This is a genomic window from Jiella mangrovi (assembly GCF_017815135.1).
GTDB lineage: Bacteria > Pseudomonadota > Alphaproteobacteria > Rhizobiales > Rhizobiaceae > Jiella > Jiella mangrovi.
This window is the reverse complement of record NZ_JAGJCF010000004.1, coordinates 20,259-32,737: the sequence shown is the minus strand read 5'-3', so window position 1 is coordinate 32,737 and position 12,479 is coordinate 20,259. Positions and strand designations below refer to the sequence as shown.

Sequence of the window (12,479 nt, the reverse complement as noted above, 5' to 3'; positions counted from 1 at the left end):
ATGCCCCGAAGGGCGGCGTTTCGCCGGAAGCTGAAAGTTATTTCTTGCCGGCGGCCGCGGCGACTTCCGCGGCAAAGTCGCTCTCTTCGCGCTCGACACCCTCGCCGAGGGCGAAACGCACCATGCCGACGATCTTGGCCGGAGCGCCGAAGTCCTTCTCAGCCGCCTCGAGCGCCTTCTCGACGGTGAGGTCCGGATTGATGACGAAGTTCTGCTTGAGAAGAACGACCTCCTCGTAGAACTTGCGCATCCGGCCCTCGACCATCTTCTCGATGATGTTCTCGGGCTTGCCGGAAGCACGCGCCTGATCGGAGAAGATCGCCTTCTCGCGCTCGACGACGGCCGGATCGATCTCGTCCGCGGTCAGGGCGAGCGGGTTGGTCGCGGCGACATGCATCGCCACCTGCCGGCCGAAGGCGGCGAGCGCTGCCTTGTCACCGGCCGATTCGATGGCGACGAGAACACCCAGCTTGCCGAGCCCTTCAGCCACCTGGTTGTGGATATAGGTCGCCACGGCGCCGTCGGAGACGGTCAGCATCGCCGAGCGGCGCAGGCTCATATTCTCGCCGATCGTAGCGATGGCGTCGCGGATCACGTCCGAAACCGGCTTCTCAGACGAAGGATAGGTCGCGGCGGAAACCGCCTCGACGCTGCCGTCGGTCGAAAGCGCCACCGCTGCGATGTTGCTGACGAGGGTCTGGAAGGCCTCGTTGCGGGCGACGAAGTCGGTCTCGGAATTGACCTCGACCACGACACCCTTGGTGCCATCGGACAACGCTCCGACCAGGCCCTCGGCGGCGGTGCGCCCGGACTTCTTGTCGGCCTTGGCGATGCCCTTCTTGCGCAGCCAGTCGATCGCGGCTTCCATGTCGCCGTTCGTCTCGGCGAGCGCGGTCTTGCAGTCCATCATGCCTGCGCCGGTCTTGTCGCGCAGTTCCTTCACCATCGAAGCGGAAATTGCCATCTTGGGTCATCCTCGGAAATGATTTGGCGCACCAGCTCTGCGTGAACGGGTGCGCCGCAATTGTGACGCGGTGATTACGACGGCGGCTGGCAGATCAAGGCAAAGCGCCATTGGCGCCCTGCCCGATTGATCCCGCCGCGCGTAATCGTGAAGCGGTTTACTCGGCGGCCGAGGCGTTCTCGGCCAGATTGGCTGCCTCGGTAGCGGTCTCGCCGCCAACGGCCGCCTCTTCGGGCAGCTCCTCGATCGGCGCCTCTTCCATCTCGCCGATATCGATACCCATGTCGCCCTGCTGGCGGGCCAGGCCGTCGACGGCGGCGCGTGCGATCAGGTCGCAATAAAGCGAGATCGCCCTCGCCGCGTCGTCATTGCCCGGGATCGGGTAGTCGATCGGCAGCGGATCGCAGTTGGAATCGACCACCGCGACGATCGGGATGTGCAGGCGCTTGGCCTCCTCGATCGCGATCGATTCCTTGTTGGTGTCGATCACAAAGATCATGTCCGGCACGCCGCCCATGTCGCGAATGCCGCCGAGCGCCCGCTCGAGCTTGTCGCGCTCGCGGGTCAGCGTCAGGCGCTCCTTCTTGGTGAAGGCCTGGGCCTCGCTACCGGCGAGCATCTCGTCGAGCTTGCGCAGCCGCTGGATCGAACCGGAAATGGTCTTCCAGTTGGTCAGCATGCCACCGAGCCAGCGCGAGTTGACGTAGTACTGGGCCGAGCGCTGCGCCGCGTCGGCGACGAGATCGGAGGCCTGGCGCTTGGTGCCGACGAAGAGCACGCGGCCGCCGCGGGCGACGGTGTCGGAAACGGCGAGCAGCGCCCGGTGCAGAAGCGGCACCGTCTGGGCGAGGTCGAGAATGTGGATGTTGTTGCGCGCGCCGAAGATATAGGGCGACATCTTCGGGTTCCAGCGGTGGGTCTGGTGACCGAAGTGAACGCCCGCTTCGAGCAGCTGGCGCATGGAATAGTCTGGCAGTGCCATATCGTGTTTGTCCTTTGACCGGTTATGCCTCCACGGAAAGAAGCGACCAGTGGCCGCCACCGGTGGGCGAGAACGAACCGGAGCCGCAGCGCCAGTCGATCCAACCCGGTTTCCGTGTGTGGAATGGGGCGCGCCTTACAGCAAACACGCAGCCTTGGCAACAAGAGCCAAGCCGATCGGAAGGCTGCGAGAGGCGCCCGAGCCAGATAGATCGGCACCGGCACCGTGATTTTCAAGATGGCGTGTGATCCGCTTTGCCGGCAGACCACACACACCGGGCCGCCGTTCCGGCACCCGCTTTCGGGCGGTCAAGGCGGGGGCCTTGCCGTCGCGGATTGGCCGACGGGGCCGGTTTTCAAGAAGACGGGGATACGCTCCGGCCTCGTCGCTCGATGCCCCGCCGCGATCGCTCGGCGCGATCACTCCCCCGCCGGCAGCGGGCAATCCGGCGCGCCGCGAAGCTCAAGACTGGCAAGCCTCGCATTCAGCGTATAGCCGTCGAATTTCAGGATCTGGTTTCCGGTGACGCCGTTTTCGAAAAGCGTGTAGATCGTCTCGAACACCGGCAGCCCGTCCTCGTCGCTGTCCGAATTGTAGAAGGATTCGGTGACCCGCCAGGCCGTCAGGCCTTTGAGAGCCGCGGCGATCGCCGCCGGCTCCGAGGCGTCGGCGTCATCGTGTGAACGGCTCACGTCGGCGTTCGGCTGGCCATCCTGCGGCTCGGCACTGCCGTCTATCTGCGCCGAGCCATTCTCTTCACCGGCAGGCTCGTCGGCGAGCTCGTCGTTCGGCGCAAGATCGTCCCCGCCCGGCGCTTCGGCGCCGGCTGCTGGCGGAGTGGCTCTGCCGGTTTTGGCTGTCGAGCCGTATCCGGCGATCTCGCTCGCGAGCTCCGCCTTGTCGAGCGGCGTGATGATCACCGTGCTCGTCGTGTTCTTCTCCGCGTCGGAATCCCCCTGGAAGACATGGGTTTCGACGATCGGCCGGCCGGCCTTGGCCGCCGCGATGATCGCGCGGGTATGATGGACCGGAAACTGCGATCGCGGCAGCGTGACGTCCCGCGGCGCGGGATTTTCAAAGGTCACGACGGTCTGGCCGTCCGCCGTCGTCGCCTCGCCGCTGGTGGTGCTATCGGGCAGGGAATCGACAAAACTCTGCCCATCGAACCGGAAATGCCGGCCGTCGCGGGTCTCGTCGATGCGAATCTGCTGGTCGGTGACGATGGCCTCCTGATCCTTCAGGAACCGCGCCACGAAGCGATAGGCGATGCCATATCCACGACAGTCGGCGGGCTCGCTCAAGTCGACGGCGATGCGCCCGTCGACGCCGAGCAGGTCGTCGCTCCCCTCCCCGAGGCCGACATCGTAGGAGGCGCGGTGCGGCGCGAGAAGCACGGCCTCGCCGGCGGCGGCGCTCGACGCCCCCGACACCAGGGACGCCAGTGCCACGGCGAGCCCGGTGGATAGAAATTGCAATGCGGCGGCGCTTTGCATCATCAGTTCGATCTTTCACTCACGCTGAGGATCGTTTACCGAACGCTCCAAGCGACCTCGCCATCCGTCGCGGCGTTCCGGCTTTCCGGCCGCCGCAACCTTTGGTCCTATTCGCGTCAGAAGAGGAAGACAACATCATGGCCGACACGATCGAACAACGCCTTTCCGCAGCCGGCGTCACGCTGCCCGAGGCAGCCGCCCCCGCCGCCAACTACATCGCCACCATCACCTATGGCTCGATCCTGCAGACCTCCGGCCAGCTTCCGATGGAAAACGGCGCGCTCGCCGTCACCGGCAAGCTCGGCACCGACGTCGACGTCGAGACCGGCCAGCGGGCGGCAAAGCTTTGCGCCATCAACGTTCTGGCACAGGCGAAATCGGCGCTCGGCGGTGATCTGTCGAAGATCGGCCGCCTCCTGAAGCTCACCATCTTCGTCTCCAGCGATCCCGCCTTCACCGATCAGCACAAGGTCGCCAACGGCGCCTCGGACTTCATGGTCGAGATCCTCGGCGATGCCGGCCGTCACGCCCGTTCGGCCGTCGGCGTCCAAGCCCTGCCGATGAACGCTGCCGTCGAAGTCGAAGCGACGTTCGAGATCGCCTGACGTGCAAGCGCAGTATGACGGGCCGTTCCGCTGGCTGGTGGAGCGGCCGATCGCCCATCGTGGGCTCCACGACGGCAATCGCACCATTCCCGAGAATTCGATCCCGGCAGCGCTGGCGGCGATCGCCGCCGGCTACGCGATCGAGTGCGACGTGCAGATGTCGGCCGACGGGACGCCGCACGTCTTTCATGATGCGACGGCCGGGCGGATGACCGGCCACCATGCCGCAATCGCCTCGCTCTCCGACAAGGATCTGGCCGGGCTCACCCTCGGCATGACGACGACGGGCATTCCGACGCTGGAGCGCTTTCTCGGCATCGTCCACGGCCAGGTGCCGCTGGTGATCGAACTGAAGGGCGCGGACAGGAACCGCGATCCGGACTATTTCAGCCGCATCAAACCCCTGATCGACCGCTATGACGGCCATCTGGCGCTGATGTCCTTCGAGGACTGGCTGATCGACCAGATGCTCGCCGACCGCCCGCAGAACCGGCCGATCGGCCTCACGGCGGATGGCAAGCGCGCCGGCGCCCTCGCCGCGCACCGGGCGATCTTCGAGCGCGGCTGCGACTTCGTCTCCTACGACGTGCACGACCTGCCCAACAGCTTCGTCGCGTGGGTCCGCCGAGACAAGGGCGCCCCGGCGATTTCCTGGACGGTGCGCAACGAAGCCGAGGACGCGGTCAGCCGTCTGCATGCCGACCAGATCACCTTCGAGGACTTCGCGCCGCAGCAATGATCCCTTGCACGATGGCCCGGAAGGTTTACTTCTGCGCTCATGAGGCAGCAGCACGACGCCGGCGGGCCGGCGATCACGATCAGGGTCACTGACAAGATCGCTGCGATCGACGCGGCGATCTGGGATGGACTGGCCGAGACCGGCTCTGTGCGGGAACCCGGCAGCGCCGGCGGTCCCGCCAATCCGTTCCTCGCACACGCCTTCCTGAAATCGCTGGAGGATTCAGGCTGTGTCGGCGAGCGGGCGGGATGGCTGCCGCAGCATCTCGTGCTCGAGGACGACGCCGGAGCCATCGTCGGCGTCGCACCGGCCTATCTGAAATCCCATAGCCAGGGCGAATACGTCTTCGATCACGGCTGGGCCGACGCCTTCGAGCGGGCCGGCGGCGCCTATTATCCCAAGCTCCAGATGTCGGTGCCCTTCACCCCGGCGACCGGACCGCGGCTTCTCGTCGGCCGAGGCGTGGATGCCGATGCGCGCCGCGTCCAGCTCGCGGCCGGCGCAAGGGCCTATCTGTCACAGACCGGCATCTCCTCGGTCCACGCGACCTTTCTCGAACAGCCGGATATCGATGCCCTCTCCGAGGCCGACTGGCTGCACCGCATCGACCAGCAGTTCCATTTCTTCAATCGCGGCTATCAAAGCTACGACGCGTTTCTGGAAACCCTCGCCTCGCGCAAGCGAAAGGCCCTGAAAAAGGAGCGGCGCGAGGCGCTCGTCAACGACATCACCATCGAATGGCTGACCGGCAGGGATCTCAGCGAAGCGGCCTGGGACGCCTTCTTCGCCTTCTACATGGACACCGGCAGCCGCAAATGGGGCCGGCCCTATCTCAACCGCCGCTTCTTTTCCCTGATCGGCGAGCGGATGGCCGACCGTATCCTCCTGGTGATGGCCAAGCGTGACGGTCGCTACGTCGCCGGCGCGCTCAACTTCATCGGTGCGGATACGCTCTACGGCCGCAACTGGGGCTGCATCGAGGATCACCCCTTTCTGCACTTCGAGGTCTGCTATCATCAGGCCATCGATTTCGCGATCGACCGCAAGCTGGCCGTCGTCGAGGCGGGCGCACAGGGACAGCACAAGCTCGCCCGCGGCTACGAGCCGGTGACCACCCATTCGGCCCACTACATCGCCCATCCTGGTCTGCGCCGGGCCATCGAGGACTATCTGGAGGCCGAGCGCGACGAGGTGGAGCGGGTGAGCGAGGTATTGGGCGAGCATACGCCGTTCAAGCGGGGGTGATGCGCAAAGGTGATGGCGACCCCATCGCCCACAATGCCTCACGTAGAGGCAAGCTCGCTCGGCGAGAGATACGAAATCCCGAACATCGCGAAGTCACGCGAGTTTTCGGTGATGACGACCAGACCTCGGCGTTGAGCCGTGCCCGCGATCAGAGCATCGCTGATCCCCGGGTTGCCGCCGCCTCCGATCGCTCGTGCTTCCAGTTTGCCCGAAAGCGCCGCGGTCGCGTGATCGACTGGCAGGATCTTGTCGGCATAGCTGGCCAGGACACGTTCCAACCAGCCGCGGAGTTCGGCCGCCTTGGCCGTCGCGCCTTTCAGCTGGAGGCGTTCGATGCCCCGTTCGATCTCGTGCAGCGTGACCACAGACAGAAACAGAAGCTCATCGCCCTCGGCCTGTTTGAGCCAATCGACGAAACTCTGCGACAAGACCTTCTTGGTCGGCGCCAACATCGAAATGATGTTTGTATCGATCAGATAGCCATTCAAAAATCGACATCTCGCGACGGAGAACGATTGCGTTCGAACACCTCGTCGCCAGCCGGGAAAGCCATCAAGAGTTCGACTAACCCGGGCTTTCGGTTCTCCCGCGGGGCACGCGTCGTCCCGGCGGACTCGATCGGGACGATCGCCGCTACAGGGGCGCCGTCGCGGGTGATCGTCACCACCTCGCCACGCGCAGCGCGGTCGACCAGCGTCGCCAGATCGGATTCGGCTTCCTGAAATGATACGTTCGACATCGGCTCATCCGTCGCCTATCTCCAACCAGCAATTTGATCGATCTGCTTGCAAATGCAAGGTGCAGTGCCTTCTGCCATTTCAACAGCGCTGCGGCCGAACAACGCCTCCGGGGAACATTCATGACCGCCGATACGACCGCCTACGAAGACGACAACGTCTTCGCCAAGATCATCAAGGGCGAAATCCCGAGCGAAAAGCTCTTCGAGGACGATGTCGCTATCGCGATCATGGACGTTATGCCGCAATCGAAGGGCCATTGCCTCGTCATTCCGAAGGCGCCCTCGCGCAACATCCTCGACGTTTCGGACGCGACGCTGCAAGCGGTGATGCCCTTGGTGGCAAGGCTCGCCCGCGCGGCGAAGGCGGCGTTTGCGGCGGACGGCGTGCGCGTCGCGCAGTTCAACGAGGAGCCGGCCGGACAGACGGTGTTCCATCTGCATTTCCACGTGATTCCCATCTTCGAGGGCGTCGAGCTGAAGCGCCATGCCTTCGGCGACGTGCCGATGGAGACGATCAAGGCGCATGCGGAGGCGATCCGGGCGGAGCTGGCGAAGGGATAGGCGCTCTCGAGCATGTCCCAGCCGCTGCCCGCCAGCTTCGTCTCGGAACGACTGCGTTCCGAGCAATCCTGGGCGGCGTGCCGCTTCGCCGCTTGCGGGGCGCCCCCTCCCCCTTCGAGGCTCCTCCTCGCTGGGCTCGTCGTCGCACCTCAGGATGAGGGGACGGGCATATGCTGCGGCCGCTTTCACGGAAACGCTTGCAGCAAGAGTATCACCCAATCCCTCATCCTGAGGTGCGGAGCGAAGCGGAGCCTCGAAGGGCGAGGGATTGGCCGCACCACACCGCGTTGCGGCAATGCTTAAATCGACGCCGCAACCAGCGCCCATCCCCCGATGACCAGCTCTGCCGAAAAGATGCCGACCAGAATGCGCCGCCGCGACAGCTGGAAGGCCGCGAAACCCGCCGCCAGCGCGGCAAGACGCACCGGTGCCGGGATCTCGGCGAGCGCGCCGGAGGGATAGAATACCAGCTGGGCGATCACCGCGGCGACGAGGGCGGTGGCGATCGTGCGGGCGAGCGCCGCCGCTTCGCTGGTCTCGTCGATCCGGTTGGCGGAAAGAACGCCGAGATAGCGCCACATGTCGGTCGGCAACCAGCCGCCGAGGAGAATGAAGACGTAAGGCCACCACGGCAGAACGTTGGAATAGGCCCAGTCGGACATCAGACCGCCCCGCGGCGCGCTTTCACCGCCCTTGCGCCGAAATAGGCGACAAGGCCGCCGCCAATACCCGCGACGAGAAGCTCGTAACCCGGCGACAGCCAGTGCGCCGGGGGCAAGGCCGCCATACCGCAGAACAGGGCGAGTTTGCCCGAGATGTCACGCGCCGAACCGTAGAGAGAGGTCAGGAAATAGACCGGCGTCAGGAAGGCCAGCGCGCCCGTCGCCAGCGCCGGCAACTGCCCCATCAGGTTGAACACGACGGCCACGAGGATCGTGTTGATGACGGTCAGGGTGACCGCGAAGCCGCCGAAGAACGCCGCCCGCTTCTCCCGCGGCACCGCGTCCATTCGCTCCATGGCAAAGACCCAGGCCGTCACGGCGACGAAATGCGACAGAAAGAGCAGCGTCGGCGTCCTCGTCTTCGGCCCGCGCAGATCCGGCATGAGGGCGACGACCATCGGCGTCATGCGCAGCGAGGAGAGCGCCACGGCAAAGGCTGCGGCCGGCAGCGACGTTCCCGCCGTGATGGCACCAAGCAGAATGATCTTGGCCGGCAACGCCCAGACCACGGCCGTCATGAACGAGGCTTCCTGCCAGGAGATCCCGGCCTCCCGGCACAGACCGGCAAAGCCGAAGAAGGCCGTCGTCAGGATCAGCGCCGGCGGGCTGGCGATCCCTTTGACACCGAGCAGGATCCAGCCGAAGGTCGAGCGATCTTCGCGTTGCAGCGCTTTGGAAGACATGAGCCCGAAACGGCTCCTGAGGGGTGCGAACAAGAACGGCCCGGCCAGCACTGGGCTGAACCGGGCCGTCGACAGTCATAAGGACTGACGGTGCGCGCCGTCAATTCGATCGGCGCGGAACCTTCGGGACGGAACTTGGCCGGCTCTTTGCCGGCGCGGTATCGCCGTCCTCGGCCATGAGTGCGACTTCGTCGTCGCCGTCCTCGTCGCTCTCGTCGCCGTCATCGTCAGCCTCGTCCTCGATTTCCGAGCCGTCGGAGGCGACGGCCGCCCGCTTCTTGGCCGATGACTTGCCCGAACGCGGCGGCGGCACCTCGTCGGCGATCGATTCGAGCACGATCTTCTGTCCGCCCTCGCCGTCGTCGCCGACGAGCACCTTGACGGTGCCGCCGCGCTTGAGCTTGCCGAACAGAACTTCGTCCGCGAGCGGCTTCTTGATGTGCTCCTGGATGACCCGCGACAATGGCCGCGCGCCCATGTTCTCGTCATAGCCCTTGTCCGCAAGCCACTTCACGGCCTCCGGCGAAAGTTCGAAGGTCACGCCCCGCTCGGAAAGCTGGGCCTCGAGCTGCATCACAAACTTCTCGACGACCTGATGGATGACCGGCGTCGGCAGCCCGCCGAACGGGATGATCGCATCGAGCCGGTTGCGGAATTCCGGCGTGAACAGGCGATTGATCGCCTCCTCGTCGGCGCCGGTGCGCTTGGAGTGGCCGAAGCCGATATTGGCCTTGGCCATTTCCGATGCGCCGGCATTGGTCGTCATGATCAGGATGACGTTCCTGAAATTGATCTGCTTGCCGTTGTGATCGGTCAGCCGGCCGTGATCCATGACCTGGAGCAGGATGTTGAACAGGTCCGGATGCGCCTTCTCGATCTCGTCGAGCAGAAGCACGCAGTGCGGATGCTGATCGACGCCGTCGGTCAAGAGGCCGCCCTGGTCGAAGCCGACATAGCCGGGAGGCGCACCGATCAGCCGCGAGACCGTGTGCCGCTCCATATATTCCGACATGTCGAAGCGCAGGAGCTCGACCCCGAGCGACGACGCCAGCTGGCGCGCCACCTCGGTCTTGCCGACGCCGGTCGGGCCGGAGAAGAGATAGGAACCGATCGGCTTGTCCGGCTCGCGCAGGCCCGCCCGCGACAGCTTGATCGCCGAGGCAAGGTTCTCGATCGCCGCGTCCTGGCCGTAGACGACACGCTTCAGCTGCTCGTCGAGATGGGCGAGCACCTCCTCGTCGTCCTTGGAAACGGCCTTGGCGGGAATGCGGGCCATCGTCGCGATGGTCGCCTCGATCTCCTTGATCCCGATCTGCTTCTTGCGCTTGTTCTCCGGCAGAAGCATCTGCGAGGCGCCGGTCTCGTCGATCACGTCGATCGCCTTGTCCGGCAGCTTGCGGTCGGTGATGTAGCGATCGGACAGCTCCACCGCCGACTTGATCGCCTCATTGGTGAACTTCACGTGGTGGAAGTCCTCGAAATACGGCTTCAGCCCCTTCATGATGGCGATCGCGTCGTCGACCGTCGGCTCCTTGACGTCGATCTTCTGGAAGCGCCGGACGAGCGCCCGGTCCTTTTCGAAGAACTGCCGATATTCCTTGTAGGTGGTCGAGCCGATGCAGCGGATCGCGCCCGAGGACAGGGCCGGCTTCAACAGGTTGGAGGCGTCCATCGCCCCGCCCGAAGTGGCGCCGGCACCGATCACCGTATGGATCTCGTCGATGAAAAGAACCGCGCCCGGATACTCCTCGAGCTCCTTGACGACCTGCTTCAGCCGCTCCTCGAAGTCGCCGCGATAGCGGGTGCCGGCCAGCAGCGTTCCCATGTCGAGGGAGAAGATGGTGGCGTCCGCGAGCACTTCGGGCACGTCGCCGTCGACGACACGCTTGGCGAGACCCTCGGCGATCGCCGTCTTGCCGACGCCGGGATCGCCGACATAGAGCGGATTGTTCTTGGAGCGCCGGCACAGGACCTGGATCGTGCGGTTGATCTCCTCGGACCGCCCGATCAGCGGGTCGATCTTGCCGTTGCGGGCCTTGTCGTTGAGATTGACGCAATAGGCCGTCAGAGCGTCGGGTGCCGCCTTGCGCTTGCCCTCATCTTCCTGACCGATGGTCGACTGGTCGTCCTCGGCGCCGCGCAGTGGCCGGCTCTCCGAGGCGCCGGGGCGCTTGGAAATGCCGTGGGAGATGAAGTTGACCGCGTCGTAGCGGGTCATCTCCTGCTCCTGCAGGAAATAGGCGGCGTGGCTCTCGCGCTCGGCGAAGATCGCGACGAGCACGTTGGCGCCAGTCACCTCTTCGCGGCCGGAACTCTGGACGTGAATCACCGCCCGCTGGATCACCCGGTGGAATCCGGCGGTGGGCTTGGAATCCTCCTCGTGACCGGTAACGAGATTCGCCAGTTCGGTATCGATGTAGGAGACCAGATTTTTCTTCAGGAGGTCGAGATCGACGCTGCAGCCCCGCATCACGGCTGCCGCGTCCTTGTCCTCGAGAAGGGCCAGAAGCAGGTGCTCGAGCGTCGCGAATTCCTGATGACGTTCGTTCGCCAGTGTGAGCGCCTGATGAAGTGCCTTCTCAAGGCTTTGCGAAAATGTCGGCAAGCTTCACCTCAATTCTTTTCCATCACGCATTGCAGCGGATGCTGGTGCTGTCGGGCGAAATCCATCACTTGCGTCACCTTCGTCTCTGCCACTTCGAAGGTGAAAACGCCGCATTCGCCGACGCCGTGGTTATGCACATGCAGCATAATCCTGGTCGCGGCTTCCTGATCCTTCTGAAAGAAGCGTTCGAGAACGTGGATCACGAACTCCATCGGAGTGTAATCGTCGTTCAGAAGGAGGACTCTGTAAAGACTCGGTCGTTTGGTTTTGGGTTTGGTCCGCGTAATGACCGACGTGCCCCGATCCGTGCCGCCGCGATCCTTGTCGTCGTCGCCCTGCAGCCTGACCCTCGGGTCGCTCAGCCTGTGGTCCATCCCCGATCTTATCCGTTCAGCCAGCATCGCCATGGGTCATATGTAAGCACGCGTCATGAGAATTTAAGAAGCCGCGACGAAGCGTCTGTCGCGGCGCACATGCATGGATGCGCTTGCGAGAACACTAACGCAAAAAGGCCCGGCTGGAACCGGGCCTCTCGATCAAATTCGTCGGCTGTCACCGCACGCCAGCTTTCGCGGCGTTTCGACGCGGCGCGTCTCAGCTGGCCGCGCGCGATGCCTTGGTCTCGGCCTTGTCCATCGCGTCCTTGGCGGCGGCAGCGCCTTCCTTGGCAGCCTGGTCCATCTGGCTGGCAGCCTTGTCGGCGACCTTGGTCATCGTGGTGGAAGCCGATTTCGCCGTCTGCTCGAAGGGCTTGTAGCTCTCCTTGGCGATGTCGGCGTAGATGTCACCCATCTTGGTCATCTGGGCGACCCAGGTCTCATAGGCCGACTTAGCGAATTCGGTCTGGATTTCCATGCTCTTGTCGAGCGATTTCGCCTGGAAGAGCTTCTCCATCATCGCCGTCTGCTGGTCGTAGGAGCGCTTGGTGAAGTCGGCCGTCTCGGCCGTGATCTGCTGGAAGCCCTTGGTCATGGCAGCGATGGACTTGAGAGCGTTGTCCATGGCTTCCTTCTGCATGCGACCGGCGTCTTCGTAGATGTTCATATTCATGTTCATGGTGATCGTCCTTTTCCTGTCCATACAGTCACAGCAGGAACTCGAGGCGCCTTTGCAGTCGCCGGTTTCGAACCCCGCTATCGTG

Annotated in this window: 14 protein-coding genes; 4 read left to right on the top strand and 10 right to left on the bottom strand. The window is 64.4% G+C overall.

Annotated features, from left to right (window positions below; all coding sequences use genetic code 11):
• Nucleotides 1-37: 37 nt before the first annotated feature.
• The 3 genes from tsf to J6595_RS07605 form a co-directional block, all read right to left on the bottom strand.
• Complete coding sequence (gene tsf / locus J6595_RS07615) at nucleotides 38-964, bottom strand: translation elongation factor Ts (protein WP_209593872.1); 927 nt, start codon at nucleotides 962-964, stop codon at nucleotides 38-40.
• Nucleotides 965-1,121: 157 nt separating this feature from the next.
• Nucleotides 1,122-1,946 (bottom strand): 30S ribosomal protein S2, encoded by an 825-nt coding sequence (gene rpsB / locus J6595_RS07610; protein WP_209593871.1) that lies wholly within the window; start codon nucleotides 1,944-1,946, stop codon nucleotides 1,122-1,124.
• 419 nt (nucleotides 1,947-2,365) lie between these two features.
• Entirely contained in the window at nucleotides 2,366-3,442 is a 1,077-nt protein-coding gene (locus J6595_RS07605) for an EipB family protein (RefSeq protein ID WP_209593870.1), read from the bottom strand.
• A gap of 134 nt (nucleotides 3,443-3,576) precedes the next feature.
• Here J6595_RS07605 and J6595_RS07600 point away from each other — a divergent pair, with 134 nt between their 5' ends.
• From J6595_RS07600 to J6595_RS07590, 3 genes are read left to right on the top strand one after another with little or no spacing between them, the layout of a single operon-like run.
• Nucleotides 3,577-4,044, top strand: a complete 468-nt coding sequence (locus tag J6595_RS07600) for a RidA family protein (RefSeq protein ID WP_209593869.1) — start codon at nucleotides 3,577-3,579, stop codon at nucleotides 4,042-4,044.
• A gap of 1 nt (nucleotide 4,045) precedes the next feature.
• Complete coding sequence (locus J6595_RS07595) at nucleotides 4,046-4,783, top strand: glycerophosphodiester phosphodiesterase family protein (RefSeq protein WP_209593868.1); 738 nt, start codon at nucleotides 4,046-4,048, stop codon at nucleotides 4,781-4,783.
• 39 nt (nucleotides 4,784-4,822) lie between these two features.
• Nucleotides 4,823-6,028, top strand: coding sequence for a GNAT family N-acetyltransferase (locus J6595_RS07590; protein WP_209593867.1), 1,206 nt, complete (start codon nucleotides 4,823-4,825; stop codon nucleotides 6,026-6,028).
• A gap of 38 nt (nucleotides 6,029-6,066) precedes the next feature.
• Here the strand turns inward: J6595_RS07590 and J6595_RS07585 are convergent, their stop codons facing one another.
• Together J6595_RS07585 and J6595_RS07580 are read right to left on the bottom strand one after the other, a co-directional pair.
• Entirely contained in the window at nucleotides 6,067-6,516 is a 450-nt protein-coding gene (locus J6595_RS07585) for a type II toxin-antitoxin system VapC family toxin (RefSeq protein ID WP_209593866.1), read from the bottom strand.
• The gene (locus J6595_RS07580) at nucleotides 6,513-6,767 is read right to left on the bottom strand and encodes a type II toxin-antitoxin system Phd/YefM family antitoxin (protein ID WP_209593865.1); all 255 of its coding nucleotides are present in this window, start codon (nucleotides 6,765-6,767) and stop codon (nucleotides 6,513-6,515) included. The genes J6595_RS07585 and J6595_RS07580 overlap by 4 nt, the downstream gene beginning before the upstream one ends.
• A 120-nt stretch (nucleotides 6,768-6,887) precedes the next feature.
• On the opposite strand from J6595_RS07580, the gene J6595_RS07575 reads away from it, so the two are divergent.
• Nucleotides 6,888-7,328, top strand: coding sequence for an HIT family protein (locus tag J6595_RS07575; RefSeq protein ID WP_209593864.1), 441 nt, complete (start codon nucleotides 6,888-6,890; stop codon nucleotides 7,326-7,328).
• Nucleotides 7,329-7,627: 299 nt separating this feature from the next.
• Here J6595_RS07575 and J6595_RS07570 read toward each other — a convergent pair whose 3' ends face one another.
• The 5 genes from J6595_RS07570 to J6595_RS07550 all read right to left on the bottom strand — a co-directional run bounded on the left by J6595_RS07570 (nucleotide 7,628) and on the right by J6595_RS07550 (nucleotide 12,394).
• Nucleotides 7,628-7,990 (bottom strand): AzlD domain-containing protein, encoded by a 363-nt coding sequence (locus J6595_RS07570; protein WP_209593863.1) that lies wholly within the window; start codon nucleotides 7,988-7,990, stop codon nucleotides 7,628-7,630.
• A complete protein-coding gene (locus J6595_RS07565; RefSeq protein WP_209593862.1) occupies nucleotides 7,990-8,733 on the bottom strand; it encodes an AzlC family ABC transporter permease in 744 nt (247 codons plus the stop codon). Before J6595_RS07565 ends, J6595_RS07570 begins: the two co-directional genes overlap by 1 nt.
• 100 nt (nucleotides 8,734-8,833) lie before the next feature.
• Entirely contained in the window at nucleotides 8,834-11,338 is a 2,505-nt protein-coding gene (gene clpA, locus J6595_RS07560) for an ATP-dependent Clp protease ATP-binding subunit ClpA (protein ID WP_209593861.1), read from the bottom strand.
• An 8-nt stretch (nucleotides 11,339-11,346) separates the two neighbouring features.
• Nucleotides 11,347-11,712, bottom strand: a complete 366-nt coding sequence (clpS, locus tag J6595_RS07555) for an ATP-dependent Clp protease adapter ClpS (RefSeq protein ID WP_209593860.1) — start codon at nucleotides 11,710-11,712, stop codon at nucleotides 11,347-11,349.
• A 220-nt stretch (nucleotides 11,713-11,932) separates the two neighbouring features.
• Entirely contained in the window at nucleotides 11,933-12,394 is a 462-nt protein-coding gene (locus J6595_RS07550; protein WP_245197701.1) for a phasin family protein, read from the bottom strand.
• Nucleotides 12,395-12,479: the final 85 nt, after the last annotated feature.

Excerpts from the sequence above, each read along its gene's own strand:
- J6595_RS07550 (WP_245197701.1), bottom strand. The coding sequence starts at position 12,394 with ATGAACATGAATATGAACATCTACGAAGACGCCGGTCGCATGCAGAAG.
- rpsB (WP_209593871.1), bottom strand. The coding sequence starts at position 1,946 with ATGGCACTGCCAGACTATTCCATGCGCCAGCTGCTCGAAGCGGGCGTT.
- J6595_RS07575 (WP_209593864.1), top strand. The coding sequence starts at position 6,888 with ATGACCGCCGATACGACCGCCTACGAAGACGACAACGTCTTCGCCAAG.
- J6595_RS07590 (WP_209593867.1), top strand. The coding sequence starts at position 4,823 with ATGAGGCAGCAGCACGACGCCGGCGGGCCGGCGATCACGATCAGGGTC.
- J6595_RS07570 (WP_209593863.1), bottom strand. The coding sequence starts at position 7,990 with ATGTCCGACTGGGCCTATTCCAACGTTCTGCCGTGGTGGCCTTACGTC.
- J6595_RS07565 (WP_209593862.1), bottom strand. The coding sequence starts at position 8,733 with ATGTCTTCCAAAGCGCTGCAACGCGAAGATCGCTCGACCTTCGGCTGG.
- J6595_RS07600 (WP_209593869.1), top strand. The coding sequence starts at position 3,577 with ATGGCCGACACGATCGAACAACGCCTTTCCGCAGCCGGCGTCACGCTG.
- J6595_RS07605 (WP_209593870.1), bottom strand. The coding sequence starts at position 3,442 with ATGATGCAAAGCGCCGCCGCATTGCAATTTCTATCCACCGGGCTCGCC.
- clpS (WP_209593860.1), bottom strand. The coding sequence starts at position 11,712 with ATGGACCACAGGCTGAGCGACCCGAGGGTCAGGCTGCAGGGCGACGAC.
- J6595_RS07580 (WP_209593865.1), bottom strand. The coding sequence starts at position 6,767 with ATGTCGAACGTATCATTTCAGGAAGCCGAATCCGATCTGGCGACGCTG.
- tsf (WP_209593872.1), bottom strand. The coding sequence starts at position 964 with ATGGCAATTTCCGCTTCGATGGTGAAGGAACTGCGCGACAAGACCGGC.